We start from the raw sequence: 16748 nt of genomic DNA, 5'->3' as shown, positions 1-16748 counted from the left end.
CACCCCGTTGTCACCCCGTCGCGGCACCGGCCGCCGACGTGAGATTGAGGGAAGAACTGTTATGAGCCTCCTCGGCAGCATCGTCAGCAAGATCCTCCATCCCTTCGGCGGCGGCGACGCGCAGGCCAAGCCGTCCGAGGCGAACGCACAGCCCTCCGCCGGCGGCTCGGACGCCCCCGCCTCGACCCCGACCAGCACCGGCGCCCCGGCCGGCGGCCCGGTCGATGTCGAGGAGGTGCTCAACGGCATGGCGGCGAAGAATTCCCAGACCCTGAACTGGCGCACCTCGATCGTCGACCTGATGAAGCTCCTCGATCTCGATTCGAGCCTCACCGCCCGCAAGCAGCTCGCCGACGAGCTGCACTACACGGGCGACAAGGAGGACTCGGCCACGATGAACGTCTGGCTGCACAAGCAGGTCATCAAGAAGCTCGAGGAGAACGGCGGCAAGGTCCCGGCCGATCTCAAGGACTGATCTTTCCGGAGGTGTCCGGCGCGGCCTGATTTCGGGCCGCCTCCACGGGGGCAGGGGACGGCGTTCCCTGCCCTTTTTTTGAGGGCGGTCCGGGTCGCCGGCGGCTGCGCTAGTGAGGGGCAGGCCCGCGACGGAACGAGGCCCTCAGTCGGATGTCCGCCCCGCCTGCTCGTCCTCCATGTAGCGGCGCAGCACGGCGTTCATGCGGGCCTGATAGCCTTCGCCCCCGCGCTTGAAGAACGCGACGACGTCCTGGTCGAAGCCCACGGGAACGGTCCTCTGGACCGGCGGCAGCGTGGTCGTCGCCTCGGTCCAATGGCTCTCGTCGGTGGCCGGATTGTCGACGTCCTCCGCCGCCATCCGCTCGACCTCCGCCTCCGTTCTGGCGCGGAGGGCGACCCAGTCCGTACGTCCTGCACTCCTCTGGCCAGAACTTCTCTCACCCGGGATCCCCTCGGCCGGCTTGCTCGCAGTCATGGAAGGTCCTCCTTTCCTTCCGGCCCGCGAGGCGGGCCGAAATGATCCGATACTTGGGCGTACGCACCGCGAACGTGACGTTCAGAATGACCCCGCCGTGCGCGACGAGCATATTGAACCGTTTTTCGCCGTAGTCCCACCGTCTATCCTCGACGACCAGCGCGAAGCGTCCGTCGAAGACATCGTCGAGGTCCGCAAAATCGATTCCGTGAAGCGCACGGTTCGAAGCGCCCTTGAGATCATCCCAGACCGTGCGCTCCGTCTCGCCCATCGTTCCCCGGCCGGTGGTATGACGTGCGGAGAGGATCGCTGTCGCGATCGACCCGACGCGCATACGATCTTAGGGAGTGGTACTCCTGGTCTGCAACCAGTGGTGTTGTCGCGCGGTGGGTTCGGACCGCCTTTAGCCCTCCAGCCGCTGCCCCAGGCGGCCGGCGAGGTCCTGGATGAACTGGAACGCGGTGCGGCCCGAGCGCGAGCCGCGGGTGGTCGCCCATTCCAGCGCCTCGGCCCGGACGCGGTCGGGGTCCGCCTTCAGGCCGTGCTGCGCCACGTAGGCGCGGATCATCGCCAGGTACTCGTCCTGGCTGCACTTGTGGAAGCCGAGCCAGAGGCCGAAGCGGTCCGAGAGGGAGACCTTCTCCTCCACCGCCTCGCCCGGGTTGATCGCCGTGGAGCGCTCGTTCTCCACCATGTCCCGGGCCAGGAGGTGGCGCCGGTTCGAGGTGGCGTAGAACAGCACGTTCTCGGGCCGTCCCTCGATGCCGCCGTCCAGCGCCGTCTTCAGGGACTTGTAGGAGGTGTCGTCGCCGTCGAAGGAGAGGTCGTCGCAGAAGACGATCCAGCGATGGGCGTCGCCCCGCAGGGTCGCCATCAGGTCGGGCAGCGCCTCGATGTCCTCGCGGTGGATCTCCACGAGCTTCAACGGGAGGGCGCCCGGCGCCCGCGCGGCGTTGATCTCGGCCTGCGCCGCCTTGACCAGGGAGGACTTGCCCATGCCGCGCGCGCCCCAGAGCAGCGCGTTGTTGGCCGGCAGGCCGTCGGCGAAGCGCTGGGTGTTCTCCACCAGGGTGTCGCGGGCCCGGTCGATGCCGGTGAGCAGGCCGATCGCCACCCGGTTGACGCGGGCCACCGGGATCAGCCGCCGCTCCGGGCCCCACAGGAAGGCGTCGGCTTCCGTCAGGTCAACGGGCGCGCGCGGGGCGGGGGCGGCGCGCTCCAGGGCGGCGGCGATCCGCTCCAGCACCGGCAGGAACGCCGCCAGGGTTGCCGGATCGACGGCCGGGTCGGCGGGGGGCGTGGCGGTCATGGACGGTTCCTCGAACTCAAGGTCCAGCGCTGGGGCCGGTGCGGCGGGTGCCGTGCTTTACGGTGCCGGGACGCCGCGATGAACCCGATAAATCGCATCCCGGCCGGCGATTTGCGGAGCGGCGACCCATTCGCCTCACCCGGGCGGCGTTGCTTTCACTTAGGCCGTGGCTATAGTCCGCGCGCTTTTTGACAAGCCCGGACGCCCCCTCGACCGAGGGTCTGGCGGCGCGGGCCTTATCCTTGAGGAGTCACCCGCTTGATCACCCCCGCCTTCGCGCAAGGGGCCACCTCGGCCGCTGGCGGAGCGGACATCGCCTTGCAGGTGGTGCCGTTCGTCCTCATCTTCGTCATCATGTACTTCCTGATCCTCCGCCCGCAGCAGCGCCGCGTGAAGGAGCATCAGAACATGGTCAAGAACGTGCGCCGCGACGACACCGTCGTCACCACCGGCGGCATCGTCGGCCGCGTCACCAAGGTGGCCGACGAGGCCTCGGAGATCGAGGTCGAGATCGCGCCCAACGTCCGCGTCAAGGTCGTGCGCACGATGATCTCGGAAGTCCGCGTCAAGGGCGCGCCGGTCAAGGCCGCCTGAGGCGGCGACCCGGGCGCTGCGGGCGGGGCTACGGCCCGCGGCACCCATGAGGAAACGGACACAGGACGGACCCGGCGGATGCTGCGCTTCTCGAGAACCAAGATCGTCACGACGCTGGCCGTCATCCTGATCGGCCTCAGCCTCGCCGTGCCGAGCTTCTTCTCGGCCGAGCAGCGCGGCCACTTCATGGCCTCCCTGCCGGGCTGGTTCCCGAGCTGGATCGTGCCCCAGCGCGCCATCGTGCTCGGCCTCGACCTCCAGGGCGGCTCGCAGCTCCTCCTCGAGGTCGACCAGAACGACCTCGCCAAGTCCCTGACGACGGCCCTGCGCGACGACGTCCGCCGGGTCCTGCGCGAGGCCGGCGGCGTCACGCCGGAGGGCGGCATCCAGATCATCCCGCGCGGCGTCCAGCTCCGGATCTCGAACGAGGCCGCCCGCGCCAAGGTGCTGCCCAAGCTGCGCGAGCTCTCGCAGCCGATCTCCAACGCCCTGGTGGGCCAGGGCGGCGGCCAGACCCTGGCCATCGCCGAGAAGCCCGAGGGCGTGATCCAGCTCACCCTGACGGATGCGGGCCTCACCGACCGGACGCGCCGGGCCGTGACCCAGGCCATCGAGGTCATCCGCCGCCGCATCGATTTCGGCGGCACCAAGGAGCCCTCGATCCAGCAGCAGGGCGCCGACCGCATCCTGGTCCAGGTCCCGGGCCTCCAGGACCCGCAGAAGCTGGAGGACCAGCTCGGCAAGACGGCCAAGCTCGAGTTCCGCATGCTGGCGGATTCGCCCTCCGGCGACGTCGACCTGCTGCCCTCCAAGGACGAGAAGGGCGCCCGCGTCCCCGTCGAGCGCCGCGTGATGGCCTCCGGCGCCGACCTCACCGACGCGCAGCCGGCCTTCGACCATCAGACCCAGGAGCCGATGGTCAGCTTCAAGTTCAACCTGAAGGGCGCCCAGAGCTTCGGCCAGGCGACCTCGGAGAATGTCGGCCGCCGCATGGCCATCGTGCTCGACAACGAGGTGGTCTCGGCCCCCCGTATCAACACGCCGATCACCGGCGGCTCGGGCCAGATCACCGGCAACTTCACCGTGGCCCAGGCCAACGAGCTCTCGATCCTGCTGCGGGCCGGCGCGCTGCCGGCCAAGCTCACCGTGGTCGAGCGCCGCGTGGTCGGCCCCGGCCTCGGCAGCGACTCGATCCAGGCCGGCAAGTACGCCACCCTGGTGGCCGGCGCCCTCGTGATCGCCTTCATGTTCGCCACCTACGGGGTGTTCGGCTTCTTCGCCAACATCGCCCTCATCGTGCACGTGGGTCTCATCCTCGGCCTGATGTCGGTGCTGGAGGCGACCATGACCCTGCCGGGCATCGCCGGCATCGTGCTCACCATCGGCACGGCGGTGGATTCCAACGTGCTGATCTACGAGCGCGTGCGCGAGGAGGTGCGGGCGGGCCGCTCCATCGTCTCGGCGCTCCAGGCCGGCTTCGACAAGGCCTTCGCCACCATCATCGATTCGAACTCGACCATGGCGATCGCCGCCCTGATCCTGTTCTTCCTCGGCTCCGGCCCGGTGAAGGGCTTCGCCGTGGTGTTCATCCTCGGCATCCTCACGACGGTCATCACCGCCGTGACCCTGACCCGGATGATGATCGCCCTGTGGTACAACATGGCCCGGCCCAAGGCCCTGCCGTTCTAATCCGCCGTCCGCACGTTCACCGTTTGCAAGAGGAGGTCGATCCGATTTTCGCGTGATCCGCTCGGTCGCCACGCCACCACGTCATTCCGGGGCCGCGCAGCGGAGCCCGGAATCCAGACGCACCGGCGCGGCAGGACGATCTCCGCCTGTGTTTCTGGATTCCGGGCTCGCCTGCGGCGCCCCGGAATGACGTGGAGCCCGGAGGAGACGAGCGCGGCCACGCAGAAGCCCGATCGACCGCATCGCCGAAAGACCCGAGACCGATCATGCGCCTGCTCCGCCTCTGGCCCGACGAGTCGCACGTCGACTTCATGCGCTTCCGGCGCCTCACCTTCCCGCTCTCGGCCTTCCTGTCGGTGGCCACGGTGGTGCTGTTCCTCACCGTCGGCCTGAATTTCGGCATCGACTTCAAGGGCGGCACCCTGGTGGAGCTGCAGGCCAAATCGAGGACGGCCGATGTCGGGGCCGTGCGCCACACCGCCAACGGCTTCGGCTTCGGCGAGACCGAGGTGCAGGAACTCGGCGGCGAAGGCACCGTGCTGGTGCGCTTCCCCCTGCAGCCGGGCGAGCAGGGCCAGACCGCGGTGATGCAGAAGGCGCATGCCGCCTTCGACGCCGACTACGAGTTCCGCCGCACCGAGACCGTGGGCCCGCGCGTCTCGGGCGAGCTCGTGCAGTCCGGCACCATCGGCGTCGTGCTTTCCGTGCTGGCGGTGCTGTTCTACCTCTGGTTCCGCTTCGAGCGGGAGCTGGCGCTCGGCGCCATCGTCGGCACCCTGCACGACATCGTGCTGACGCTCGGCGTCTTCGTCATCACCCGCATCGAGTTCAACATGACCTCGATCGCCGCGATCCTGACCATCGTCGGCTACTCCCTGAACGAAACGGTCGTGGTGTTCGACCGGACCCGCGAGCTGATGCGGCGCTACAAGACCATCCCCACGGTGGAGCTCCTCAACCTCTCGATCAACTCCACCATGTCGCGCACCGTGATGACCGCGACCTCGGCCTTCCTGTCGCTGCTCGCCCTGGTGCTGTTCGGCGGCGAGGCCATCAAGGGCTTCGCCGTGGTGATGCTGGCCGGCGTCGTGATCTGCACCTACTCGGCGATCTTCGTCTCGACGCCGGTGCTGATCTATCTCGGCCTGATGCTCTCGGGGGTGAAGGCGCAAGGCCGCCCGGCCGGCGGGCGCCTGCCCCAGGCGGCGGAGTAGGGGGCGGCCATGGCGTCCTCCGGCAGCCTGCACGACGGCTTCGTTCCCGGGCGCCACCTCATCGACGCCTACGGCAACGGCGGCTTCCGCTTCGCCGAGATGTCGCATCGCGGCTCGATCCTGGTCACGCCGTCCGGCATCCGGGCCTGGGACGTGACCGAGCCCCGCGCCATCGACCGGAACGCCCTGCGCCCGGTCCTCGCCGAGGCCGGGGCGGTGGAACTCCTCCTCGTCGGAACCGGGCTCGACATCGCGCCTTTTCCCGATGCGCTCCGGCGCTGGCTCAAGGAGGGCGGCATCGGCCTCGACGTGATGCAGACGGGGGCCGCGGCGCGCACCTACAACATCCTCATGGCGGAGAACCGCAAGGTCGCCGCCGCCCTGATCGCGGTCGCATGATGAAGCGCGGGACATGACGGATTCGGACACCCGGACCAGCCCGGCCGAGGACAACCTCGGCTTCGCCTTCCAGCACTGCGAGGCCCTGGTCCGGGAGGGCGATCCCGACCGCTACTTCGCCACCCTCTTCGCGCCCGCTTCCGCCCGGCCCCACCTCTTCGCCCTCATCGCCTTCAGCCTCACCGTCGCGCGGGTCCGCGAGGCCGCCTCCAACCCGATGGCGGGCGAGATCCGCCTGCAATGGTGGCGCGATGCCCTCCAGGGCGAGGCCCGCGGCGACGTGAAGGCCAACCCCGTCGCCGCCGCCCTCGACGACGCCATCGTGCGGCGCAAGCTCGGGCGCCAGCCCTTCGTCGACCTGATCGATGCCCGGGTCTTCGACCTCTACGAGGACCCGATGCCCCGGGTGAACGACCTCGAGGGCTATTGCGGCGAGACCGTCTCGGCCCTGATCCGCCTCGGCGGCCTCGTGCTCTGCGACGGGGCCGAGCCCGGCGGCGCGGCCGCGGCCGGCCATGCCGGCGTCGCCTACGGGGTCACCGGCCTGCTGCGGGCGCTGCCCTGGCACGCCCGCGCCGGCCAAGTCTACCTGCCCGCCGACATCCTCAAGACCTACGGCGTCACCCGCGAGGACATCGTCACCGGGCGCGGCGGGCCCGGGCTCCTGCGCGCCGCCGCCGACCTGCGGGCCCTCGCGCGCCGGCACCTCAAGGCCTACGAGGCGGCCCGCGCCACCATCGCGCCGGCCGCGCGCCCCGCCTTCCTGGCCGTCGCCCTGGTGGAGCCCTACCTCGCCGCCATGGAGCGGCCGGGCTACGACCCGCTCAACACGGTCGTCGAGATTCCGCGCTGGCGCCGCCTCTGGACCCTGTGGCGCGCCTCCCGCCGGGGCTGAGCCGCATCCGTCGGCCGGGCTTGGAGCAGGGCCGCGGCCACGAAGAAGGGCGGCCACGAAGGAGCCGCCCCGTGTCGTCCCGTGCCGAGGTCCGGGCCGAGGGCCGCGAGGCGTCCCGCCCGGAGCCTCCGGCTCAGCGGGCCTTCTTCGTCAGCTTCTCGGCGATCTCGAACATCTCCTGCGGCGCGTAGTCCGGGGTGAAGGCGGAGGGGACGCCGGTGAGCTGGTGGATCTTGCCGCCGTCCGGCATGCCCTCGACGACGCTGAGCTCGCCCGGCGGGTCGCCCGGCAGGGCCATCTCGCCGTTGCCCCAGATGCCGGCCATCTCGGTGTAGTCGCCCGGGCTGAAGGTGTAGAGCCGGCGGTGCGAGCCCTCCTGCAGGTACTTCTGGCACTCGGGGATCTTGTCGAGGTTGATGTTCGGCGTCGGCAGGAACTTCTCGATCTCGACGCCGGTGATCTTCTTCAGGGCCAGGGCGTAGGCGTGGGCGTGGACCGAGCCGCGCACCAGCAGGTAGCCGCAGACCTCGCGGCCGGTCGGGTCGGTCAGGGTCTCGTAGACCCGCAGCTTGTGCAGGCGGGCGCCGCATTCGAGGTGGAAGTTGTGCAGCAGGTCCACCACGACGTTGCCCGTGGTGGTGATGAAATCGTTGTTCCAGGAGGCGCCGTTGCTGTTCACCGGCGTCACGCCGCCGCCGTTCGACAGGAAGGCGGCCGCCAGACGGATGTCCTTCATGTCCTCGAACGGCGCCTTCGAGATGTCGCCGCCGTCCTTGGCGTCGCCGTCGTTGTCGGGACCGTTGTTGAGCATCGCCACGCCGTTGCTGACCAGCTCCACGTGACCGAGTTCCTCGGCCGTGATCGCGGCGACCAGGCTATAGAACGGGCGCAGTTTCGACTTGCTGCGGAAATTGAAGCTCTGGAACATGTAGTTTCCCAGAGTCGACATCTCGCCGTACTTGCCCCCGAGCAGTTCCTGCAGGGCCGCGGCGGCATTCGGATCCTTCCGCTTCGGGGCGGGCAGCTCGGCCTGCAACTTGTCGACGCGCATAAACATAGATCGATCTCCGCTTCCATTCGCCTGGGGTCTCGATAGGGAAGTGGCCGCCGGAGGTGCATGTTCCGCGCGCTCCGGCCGGAATGCGTGGGCCGCGACATCACGGAGTCCTGGCAGAGTCCTGGCGGAGTCCTGGCGGAGTCCGGGCGGAGAACGCGGGGCGCGCCGCGACGTCGGGCGCGGGTCTACGTGCAACACCCTCTGAATACATGATTAACCGCGTTGAGCCGGCCGAATGGCTCTGCTAGCTACAGGAGCAAGGCCCGGCACGAGATCGGGCTGCCCTGGAGGAGTACGGCGCCCGTGAACACAGTGACCACCTGGAATCAGGTCTACGACCCATTCGGGAACGCCTGGCTCTCGACCCTGGCGGCCTCGCTGCCCGTCATCGCCCTGCTCGGCATGATCGCGAGCGGCAAGGTGCAGGCCCATATCGCGGCCGTGCTCTCCCTCGTGCTGGCCTTCTGCGTCGCCGTCTTCCTGTTCGGCATGCCGGGCGACCTCGCCCTGCGCGCCTCCGGCTACGGCGTCGCCCTCGGCCTGTTCCCCATCGGCTGGATCATCCTCAACGTCATCTTCCTCTACCGCCTGACGGTGGAGAAGGGCTGGTTCGCCACCCTGCAGCAATCGGTGGCGGGCATCACCACGGACCGGCGGCTCCAGCTCCTGCTGGTGGCCTTCGCCTTCGGCGCCTTCTTCGAGGGCGCGGGCGGCTTCGGCACCCCGGTGGCGGTGACGGGCGCGATCCTGATCGGCCTCGGCTTCTCGCCGCTCGCCGCCTCGGGCCTCTCGCTCATCGCCAACACCGCACCGGTGGCCTACGGCGCGCTCGGCGCGCCCATCCAGGGCCTCGCCTCGGTGACGGGCTACGACCCCTACATCCTCGGCGCCATGATCGGCCGGCAGCTGCCGTTCTTCTCGATCATCGTGCCGTTCTGGCTGATCTGGGTGTTCGCGGGCTTCCGCGGCATGATCAAGATCTGGCCCCCGATCCTGGTCTGCGGCGGTTCCTTCGCGGCGGCCCAGTTCCTGATCTCGAACTACGTCAACCCCTGGATCGTCGACATCGGCGCCTCGCTGATCTCGATGGCCGCCCTGGTGGCCTTCCTCAAGGTCTGGCAGCCCAAGGAGATCTGGACCTCCCCGGCGCTGCGCGGCAACGACCCGTCCCTCGGCTACGTCAACGGCGGCCGTCCGGTCTCGCTCGGCGCCGCCGTGCCGGGCGACCTGCCCAAGGTGGATCTCGGCGGCCGCACCGCGACCTCCCGCGAGATCGCGATGGCCTGGGTCCCGTGGATCATCCTCTCGGTGATCGTGGCGATCTGGGGCACCGGCTGGTTCAAGAGCCTCGTCAACCCGATCTTCACCTGGAAGTACGAGGTGCCGGGCCTGCACAACGTGATCATGAAGGTACCGCCGGTGGTGGCCAAGGCCCATCCGGAAGCGGCCGTCTTCGCCTTCACCTACATGTCCTACACCGGCACCGGCGTGCTGTTCGCGGCGATCATCTCCGGCCTGATCATGCGCTTCTCGCCCTGGCGCCTGGTGACGGCCTACATCGAGACGATCTGGGTGCTGCGCTACTCGCTCATCACCATCGCGGCGATGCTCGCGCTGGGCGTGCTCACCCGCTACGCTGGCGTCGACGCCACCCTGGGTCTCGCCTTCGCGGGCACCGGCATCCTCTACCCGTTCTTCGGGACGCTGCTCGGCTGGCTCGGCGTGGCGCTCACGGGCTCGGACACGGCCTCCAACGTGCTCTTCGGCGGCCTGCAGAAGATCACCTCGGAGCAGCTCGGCCTGTCGGGCATCCTCATGGCCTCGGCGAACTCGTCGGGCGGCGTGATGGGCAAGATGATCGACGCCCAGTCGATCGTCGTCGCCTCCACCGCCACCGGCTATTTCGGCCAGGAGGGCAAGATCCTGCGCTTCGTGTTCTGGCACTCGATCGTGCTGGCCTGCCTGGTCGGCGGCCTCGTGATGCTGCAGGCCTACGTGCACCCGTTCAGCGCGATGGTGATCCACCCCTAGGGGCGATTCGCCCCCCCGCCCGACGACAGGGCCCGCCCCGGAGACGATCCGGGGCGGGTTTTTTGTTGCCCCACGCGGCTTTTTCCCGGTGCCACGCGGCTTTTTCCCGGCGCCACGCGGCTCCGTGTCCGGCCGCGCGCGATGCCGCTTGTGTCCGGGACCGCGCGGGGGCAAGTCCTGGGGATGTTCTTCCGCAAGCTCGCCGCGCGCTACAGCCTCGCGAACCTCAAGCCGGTCGAGACCGGGCGGCTGCGCCTCGCGCCGCTGGCGCCGTCCGACGCCGAGGCCCTGCGCGCCCTGACCGACGACCCGGCCATCACCGGGGCGGTCGACTTCCTGCCCGCGCCCTTCACCCTGAAGGACGCGCGCCAGCTCATCGGCCCGGCCAAGGTGACGAAGGATTGCTTCCTCGGCGCCTGGCTGCGGGCGGACGGCGCGCTCGCGGCGGTGATCGGCCTGCACCTGCGCGGCGACCACGCCGTCGAGGTCGGCTACTGGGTCGGCGGGGCGTCGCGGGGGCAGGGGCTCGGCACCGAGGCGGTCACCGCCGCTCTGGGCCTGCTGCGCGCGCGCTTCCCCCACCGCGTCATCATCGCCCAGGTCCGCCCCGAGAACGCGGCCTCGGTCGGCCTCCTGCGCAAGGTCGGCTTCCGCGATACCGGCGACCCGGGCCAGCTGCCCGGGCGCCGGATCTTCACGGTCGCGCCGGCGTGACCGGCGGGACCTGGGCCTGGGCCTGGGTTTTGGCCTGGGCGCCCCGCTCCGCCCCGCGGGCGCGCTGGCGGTAGATGACGGCCGTGGCGAGGAGGCCGCAGGCGCCGCCGAGGGCCATCCAGAGGCCGGGGGCCGCCTTGTTGGCGGTGGCCTCGATGAGCGAGGTCGAGATCAGCGGCGTCATCCCGCCGAAGAGGGCGGTCGCCAGGGAATAGGCCAGGGAGAACCCGGCCGTGCGCACCTCCGGCGGCACGATCTCGGTGAGCGCCACCACCATGGCGCCGTTGTAGCTGCCGTACAGGAAGGACAGCCACAGCAGCACCGCCAGCATGGTCTCGAAGGTCGGGTGCGCCACGAGCCAGGCCAGGGCCGGATAGGCGGTGACGAGGGTCAGGCCCGAGAACAGCAGCAGGATCGGGCGCCGGCCGATCCGGTCGGAGAGCGCCCCCATCACGGGGAGCCAGAACAGGTTCGAGACCGCGACGCAGAAGGTGACGATCAGGCTGTCGGTGTCGGAGAGCTTGAGCACGCTCTTGCCGAAGGTCGGCGTGTAGACCGTGATGGCGTAGAACGCGATCGTGGTCATCGCCACCATCAGCATCCCGAGCCCGACGATCCGCCAGTTCCGCCCCAGGGTGCGCAGCACCGTGCCCACCGGCGGGTGGACCTTGCGGGCCTGGAAGGCCGGGGTCTCCTGCAGCGAGCGCCGGATGTAGAACAGGAAGGGCACCAGCAGGCAGCCGATCAGGAACGGGATGCGCCAGCCCCAGGCGCCCATCTCGGCCGGCGACAGCAGGCGGTTGAGGGCGTAGCCGATGGCCGCCGCCGCCATGATCGCCACCTGCTGGCTGCCCGACTGCCAGGCGACGTAGAAGCCCTGGCGGCCCGGGGGCGCCAGCTCGGCGAGGTAGACCGAGACGCCGCCGAGCTCGACCCCGGCCGAGAAGCCCTGGAGCAGGCGGCCGACCAGCACCAGGGCGGGCGCCAGGAGGCCGAGGGTGGCGTAGTCGGGCACGAGGGCGATCAGGACCGTGCCGGCGGCCATGATCGCCAGGGTGACGATGAGCCCCTTCCGGCGCCCGACCCGGTCGACATAGGCCCCGAGCAGCACCGCCCCCAGCGGGCGCATCAGGAAGCCGGCCCCGAAGGTCATGAAGGTCAGCATCAGCGAGGCGAACTCGTTCTCGCTGGGGAAGAACGCCTTGGCGATGTAGGAGGCGTAGAACCCGAACGCGAAGAAGTCGAACATCTCCAGGAAGTTGCCGCTCGTCACCCGCAGGACGGCGGCGGCCCGGGAGCCGCCCTGGTCGTGGTCCGGATGGCCCGCCATCGGAGCTCCTCCCCTGATACGTTCGACATTGGGTCGTTCATCCCAACGTGATCGTATTTTTTCGTCGAGGCTAGGGCGGGGGAGGGGCGGAGCGGTTTCAATGCGGGCGGCGTGTTCGGGGCGCCGCGGCGGGCTCCCTACTCGGCCGCGATCTGCGCCGGTCCGTGGCCGAGCCAGGCCGCGAGGTCGGCCCGGGCCCGGTCGGTGAGGGCCTTCTTCTTGGCCACCGCCTTCTCCGGGCCCTTCAGGCGCTTTCCGCCCTCGCCCTTCGGGGCGTGGTCGAGGGGCGGGAACAGGCCGAAATTCACGTTCATCGGCTGGAACGAGCGCGGGGTGCCGGCGTCCTCGGCCGCGATGTGGCCGCCCGTGATGTGGCCGATCAGGGCGCCGAGCGCCGTGGTGGCGGGGAGGGGTTCGAGCGCCTCGCCCCGCGCCTCCGCCACCGCGAAGCGGCCGGCCATCAACCCGATGGCGGCGCTCTCCACGTAGCCCTCGCAGCCGGTAATCTGGCCGGCGAAGCGCAAGGACGGCCGGGCCTTCAGGCGCAGGGTCGCGTCGAGGAGGCGGGGGCTGTCGAGATAGGTGTTGCGGTGGAGGCCGCCGAGGCGCGCGAACTCAGCGTTCTCCAGGCCCGGAATCGTGCGGAACACCCGGACCTGCTCGGAATAGGTCAGCTTCGTCTGGAAGCCGACCATGTTGTAGAGGGTGCCGAGCGCATTGTCCTGGCGCAGCTGGACGATGGCGCAGGCCTTCACGGTGGGGTCGTGCGGGTTGGTCAGGCCCACCGGCTTCATCGGGCCGTGGCGCAGGGTCTCGGGGCCGCGCTCGGCCATGACCTCGATCGGCAGGCAGCCGTCGAAATAGGGGGTCGAGGCCTCCCACTCCTTGAACCCGATCTTGTCCCCCTCGACGAGGGCCTGGATGAAGCGGTCGTACTGCGCGCGATCCATCGGGCAGTTGATGTAGTCGGCCCCGGTGCCGCCGGGCCCGACCTTGTCGTAGCGCGACTGGAACCAGGCCTTGCCCATGTCGATGGAGTCGCGGTGCACGATCGGCGCGATCGCGTCGAAGAAGGCCAGCGCCTCGGCGCCGGTCAATTCGCGGATCGCCTGCGCCAGCGTGGGGGCGGTGAGGGGGCCCGTGGCGATGATGGTCCGGCCCCAGGATTCCGGCGGCAGGCCCTCGACCTCTTCCCGCACGATCCGGATGCGCGGATGCGCCTCGATCGCGGCGGTGACGGCCTTGGCGAAGCCCTCGCGGTCGACCGCGAGGGCGCCGCCGGCGGGAACCTGATGCGCGTCGGCCGCGCGCAGGATCAGCGAACGTAAGGTCCGCATCTCCTGGTGCAGGAGACCGACGGCGTTGCCGTTGGCGTCGTCCGAGCGGAAGGAGTTCGAGCAGACCAGCTCGGCGAAGTCGCCCCCGTGATGGGCCTCGGTGCCGCGCACCGGGCGCATCTCGTGGAGCACCACGTCGTGGCCGCTCTCGGCGATCTGCCAGGCGGCTTCCGACCCGGCGAGGCCGCCGCCGACGATATGGATAGGGCTGTCCGTCATCGGCACGGGATAAACCCGCCGGGGACTTCGATCAATGGAGGCCGATCCGGGCAGGGTTCCGGACCCGGTCCGATGCGACGCAGCCGCGTGTTTCTCGCCGGTTCCGACAGTCACCCGGTCATTCCGGGGCGCCGCAGGCGAGCCCGGAATCCAGAGCCGCCGACGACAGCCAGGCCCGGCACGCCCTATGGGTCTGGATTCCGGGCTCCGCTGCGCGACCGTGGAATGACGGGGCCCGTGCAGGCCGGCCGAGGCGGCCCGGCGGACACCCGAGTTCGGAGCCCTGCCGATCCGGAATCCCTGCCGATCCGGAATCCCTGTCAATCCGGGAAGCCCCCGGGTCGAAGCCCCCGGGTCAATGCAGCTGGGGCGAGACCAGGAAGCGCTCGCGGTCCGAGGAGGTCACCGAGAGCTTGAGGGGCTTGCCGTCGCGCTGGATCGTCAGCGGCACCCGCACCCCGGCCTCGCCCAGCGCCCAGACCTGGCGGAAGAAGCCGGCCAGGTCGGCGACGGGCTCGCCCGCCACCGCCACGATGACGTCGCCCGGACGCAGGTCGGCCGCCTCGGCCGGGCCGTCATCCGCGAGTCCCATCACCACCACGGCGTCCTCGCCGTCGCTGGCGTAGAGGCCGAGCCAGGGGCGCACCGGCCGGTCGACGCGGCCCCGGGTGGTGAGGTCGTCGAGGATCGGGATCAGGAGGTCGATCGGCACGATCATGTTGATGGTCTTCGGGCCCCCGGTGCCGCCCTGCTGCAGCTGCAGCGAGCCGATGCCCAGCAGCGCCCCGTCCGGGCCGATCAGCGCGGCCCCGCCCCAGTGCGGGTGCGAGGGGGCGGTGAACAGGGCCTCGTCGAGGACGTATTCCCAGTAGCCGGCGAATTCCTGGCGGGCGACGATCTCCACGGCGAGGCTGCGAGCCCGGCCGCCGACCCCGGCCATCACCGCCCGGTCCCCGATCCGGACCGGGCCCGAGCGCCCGAGCTTGAGCGGCTTGATCTTCAGGTCGCCCAGGGCCTGGACGAGGCCGAAGCCGGTGACCGCGTCGAAGCCGACCACGTGCCCGGGCACCGAGCGTCCGTCATGGGTGGTGAGCCAGACCGAGTCCGCCTCGGTCACGAGGTAGCCGATGGTGAGGACGAGGCCGTCCTCGCCGATGACGACGCCGTTGCCGGCCCGCTCGGTGCCCAGGGTCTCGGCCGTGAAGGCCTCGGGCGGCACCCGCGTCGAGAGCGCCACGATGGCGGTCAGCGCCTGCTCGAGGTCGTAGCCGTAATCGGCGGCCCTGGGCTGGGCGGATGCGGGGATCTTCCAGTCTCCGGGCGAGGCCATGGGGGCGTCTTTCCTGCCGTCGTGTCGCGTCGTTGAGACGGGAGATAGGTCGCCGGCTCGGATTCCGACAGTCTCGTGGCCTTCGATCAGGGGCCGGCGCGCAGCACCTTGCCGGGGTTGAGCAGGCCCTGCGGGTCGAGGGCGTCCTTGATCCGGCGGGCGAGCGCCATCTCCTCCGGCCGGCGGTGGCGGACGAGCTCGTCGACCCGGTACTGGCCGATGCCGTGCTCGGCCGAGATGCTGCCCCCGAACCGCGCCACGGCGTCGTGGACGATGCGGTTGATGGCCTCCGATCCGTGCTCGGGACCGATCAGGACGTTGTAGTGGATGTTGCCGTCGCCCATGTGGCCGAAGATGTTCGGCCGGGTGCCCGGGGCGCCCGCGGCCAGGGCCTCGCCCGCCGCCGCCAGGAAATCGGGAATCGCCGGGATCGGCACCGAGACGTCGTGCTTGACGCTCTTGCCGGCCCGGGCCTCGGCCTCGGTGATGTGCTCGCGCAGGGCCCAGAGGGCGGCCGCCTGCTGGCCGGATTCGGCGAGCACGCCGTCGGTGGCGTCGCCCCGCTCCAGGGCCTCGCCGAGCAGCGTCTCCACCGCCTCGCGCAGGCCCTCGAGGCTCGAGCCCGCCTCCATCAGCACGGTCCAGGGGGCCGGCCCGATCGGGCTCGCGAGGCCGGCCTGCGCGGCCACCAGGGCGAGGGACTCGCCCGCGATCAGCTCGAAGGCCTGGATGGTGTCGCCCAGGGCGTCCTGGGCCGCCCGCAGGAGGCGCAGGGCCGCCGCCGGGTCGGGGACCGCGAGGAGGGCCGTGGCCGTGTGGCGCGGGCGCGGCACGAGGCGCAGGATGGCGGCGGTGACGATGCCGAGCGTGCCCTCGCTGCCGATGAAGAGCTGCTTCCAGTCGTAGCCGGCATTGTCCTTGCGCAGGGCCCGCAGGCCGTCGACCACGGTCCCGTCGGCGAGCACCACCTCGAGCCCGAGCACGAGGTTGCGGGTCATGCCGTAGCGCAGGACGTTGATGCCGCCCGCATTGGTGGCGATGACGCCGCCGAGCATGGCCGAGCCCTCCGCCGCCAGGCTGACGGGCAGGAGGCGCCCTTCCGCCTCCGCCGCGTCCTGCGCCACCTTGAGGATGCAGCCGGCCTCCGCCTCCAGGGTCAGTCCCAGGGGGTCGACCCGGCGGACCGCGTTCATGCGGGCGAGGGACAGCACGACCTGGGCCCCGGAGGCGTCCGGCGTTGCGCCGCCCGCAAGGCCGGTATGTCCGCCCTGGGGCACCACCGCGACGCCGGCGGCGTGGCAGGCCGCCATCACGGCCGCGACCTCGGCCGTGGTGCCCGGGCGTGCCACCGCGGCCGGCCGGCCGGGGAAGAGGCGGCGCCAGTCGATCGCGTAGGGGGCGCAATCGTCCGCGCCCGTGAGCAGGCCGCCCCGGCCGAGGCAGGATTCCAGGCGGCCGAGGAGGTCGGCGGACAGGGCGGTCTGGCTCATGGGCGGGGTCCTCGGCAGGGTCCTCGGAGGGGTCCTCGTGCGGGGGCTCGGGGGCGGGCCGCGGGCTCGAAAACGGGTCGCCTCGGCATCCCGGCGCCGGCCGCCCGGGTCAAGGGGGCGGCCTGACAATCGCCGCCGATGTTCAAGACCGGGCCTTGACCCGACCGGTGAACTGGCCTCTCACACGG

General features: G+C 70.7%; 16 protein-coding genes. 8 read left to right on the top strand and 8 right to left on the bottom strand.

All coding sequences use genetic code 11. The features are described from left to right. Positions 1-61: 61 nt before the first annotated feature. The gene (locus ACXJY8_RS07315; RefSeq protein WP_056468570.1) at positions 62-475 is read left to right on the top strand and encodes a DUF3597 domain-containing protein; all 414 of its coding nucleotides are present in this window, start codon (positions 62-64) and stop codon (positions 473-475) included. Between the two features lie 144 nt (positions 476-619). On the opposite strand, the gene ACXJY8_RS07310 is transcribed toward ACXJY8_RS07315, so the two are convergent. The 3 genes from ACXJY8_RS07310 to ACXJY8_RS07300 form a co-directional block, all read right to left on the bottom strand. Further along, positions 620-952 (bottom strand): BrnA antitoxin family protein, encoded by a 333-nt coding sequence (locus tag ACXJY8_RS07310; RefSeq protein ID WP_463778100.1) that lies wholly within the window; start codon positions 950-952, stop codon positions 620-622. Beyond that, complete coding sequence (locus tag ACXJY8_RS07305) at positions 915-1286, bottom strand: BrnT family toxin (protein WP_463778096.1); 372 nt, start codon at positions 1284-1286, stop codon at positions 915-917. The genes ACXJY8_RS07310 and ACXJY8_RS07305 overlap by 38 nt, the downstream gene beginning before the upstream one ends. A 69-nt stretch (positions 1287-1355) precedes the next feature. After that, the gene (locus ACXJY8_RS07300) at positions 1356-2261 is read right to left on the bottom strand and encodes an ATP-binding protein (RefSeq protein WP_463778094.1); all 906 of its coding nucleotides are present in this window, start codon (positions 2259-2261) and stop codon (positions 1356-1358) included. A gap of 258 nt (positions 2262-2519) precedes the next feature. Here ACXJY8_RS07300 and yajC point away from each other — a divergent pair, with 258 nt between their 5' ends. From yajC to ACXJY8_RS07275, 5 genes are all read left to right on the top strand, one after another. Then, positions 2520-2855 (top strand): preprotein translocase subunit YajC, encoded by a 336-nt coding sequence (yajC, locus tag ACXJY8_RS07295; protein WP_056468563.1) that lies wholly within the window; start codon positions 2520-2522, stop codon positions 2853-2855. A 78-nt stretch (positions 2856-2933) separates the two neighbouring features. Continuing rightward, positions 2934-4544, top strand: a complete 1611-nt coding sequence (gene secD, locus ACXJY8_RS07290; protein WP_463778091.1) for a protein translocase subunit SecD — start codon at positions 2934-2936, stop codon at positions 4542-4544. Between the two features lie 266 nt (positions 4545-4810). Continuing rightward, on the top strand, positions 4811-5758 hold the full coding sequence (gene secF, locus ACXJY8_RS07285; RefSeq protein WP_463778089.1) for a protein translocase subunit SecF: 948 nt from the start codon (positions 4811-4813) through the stop codon (positions 5756-5758). Between the two features lie 9 nt (positions 5759-5767). After that, positions 5768-6157, top strand: coding sequence for an Mth938-like domain-containing protein (locus tag ACXJY8_RS07280; protein ID WP_463778085.1), 390 nt, complete (start codon positions 5768-5770; stop codon positions 6155-6157). A gap of 13 nt (positions 6158-6170) precedes the next feature. Beyond that, on the top strand, positions 6171-7052 hold the full coding sequence (locus ACXJY8_RS07275; RefSeq protein ID WP_463778083.1) for a phytoene/squalene synthase family protein: 882 nt from the start codon (positions 6171-6173) through the stop codon (positions 7050-7052). A 133-nt stretch (positions 7053-7185) separates the two neighbouring features. Here ACXJY8_RS07275 and ACXJY8_RS07270 read toward each other — a convergent pair whose 3' ends face one another. Beyond that, on the bottom strand, positions 7186-8109 hold the full coding sequence (locus ACXJY8_RS07270) for a manganese catalase family protein (protein ID WP_463778079.1): 924 nt from the start codon (positions 8107-8109) through the stop codon (positions 7186-7188). A 312-nt stretch (positions 8110-8421) separates the two neighbouring features. Here ACXJY8_RS07270 and ACXJY8_RS07265 point away from each other — a divergent pair, with 312 nt between their 5' ends. Both ACXJY8_RS07265 and ACXJY8_RS07260 read left to right on the top strand, forming a co-directional pair. After that, positions 8422-10140, top strand: coding sequence for an L-lactate permease (locus ACXJY8_RS07265; protein WP_463780461.1), 1719 nt, complete (start codon positions 8422-8424; stop codon positions 10138-10140). A gap of 183 nt (positions 10141-10323) precedes the next feature. Then, positions 10324-10854, top strand: coding sequence for a GNAT family N-acetyltransferase (locus ACXJY8_RS07260; protein WP_463778077.1), 531 nt, complete (start codon positions 10324-10326; stop codon positions 10852-10854). Here the strand turns inward: ACXJY8_RS07260 and ACXJY8_RS07255 are convergent. The 4 genes from ACXJY8_RS07255 to ACXJY8_RS07240 all read right to left on the bottom strand — a co-directional run bounded on the left by ACXJY8_RS07255 (position 10835) and on the right by ACXJY8_RS07240 (position 16560). Further along, positions 10835-12184, bottom strand: coding sequence for an MFS transporter (locus tag ACXJY8_RS07255; RefSeq protein ID WP_463778075.1), 1350 nt, complete (start codon positions 12182-12184; stop codon positions 10835-10837). The genes ACXJY8_RS07260 and ACXJY8_RS07255 overlap by 20 nt on opposite strands. 137 nt (positions 12185-12321) lie before the next feature. Beyond that, positions 12322-13740 carry a methylenetetrahydrofolate--tRNA-(uracil(54)-C(5))-methyltransferase (FADH(2)-oxidizing) TrmFO gene (gene trmFO, locus ACXJY8_RS07250; RefSeq protein ID WP_463778073.1) on the bottom strand — a complete coding sequence of 473 codons (1419 nt, stop codon included), beginning with the start codon at positions 13738-13740 and terminating at the stop codon, positions 12322-12324. Between the two features lie 355 nt (positions 13741-14095). Continuing rightward, positions 14096-15070: a S1C family serine protease gene (locus ACXJY8_RS07245; RefSeq protein ID WP_463778071.1), complete on the bottom strand. Its 975-nt coding sequence runs from the start codon at positions 15068-15070 to the stop codon at positions 14096-14098. A gap of 86 nt (positions 15071-15156) precedes the next feature. Further along, positions 15157-16560, bottom strand: coding sequence for an FAD-binding oxidoreductase (locus ACXJY8_RS07240; RefSeq protein ID WP_463778068.1), 1404 nt, complete (start codon positions 16558-16560; stop codon positions 15157-15159). Positions 16561-16748: the final 188 nt, after the last annotated feature.

Source organism: Methylobacterium sp. TK31, assembly GCF_055361545.1.
The sequence above is the reverse complement of the archived record's forward strand: the minus strand, read 5'-3'. Positions and strand labels throughout refer to the sequence as shown.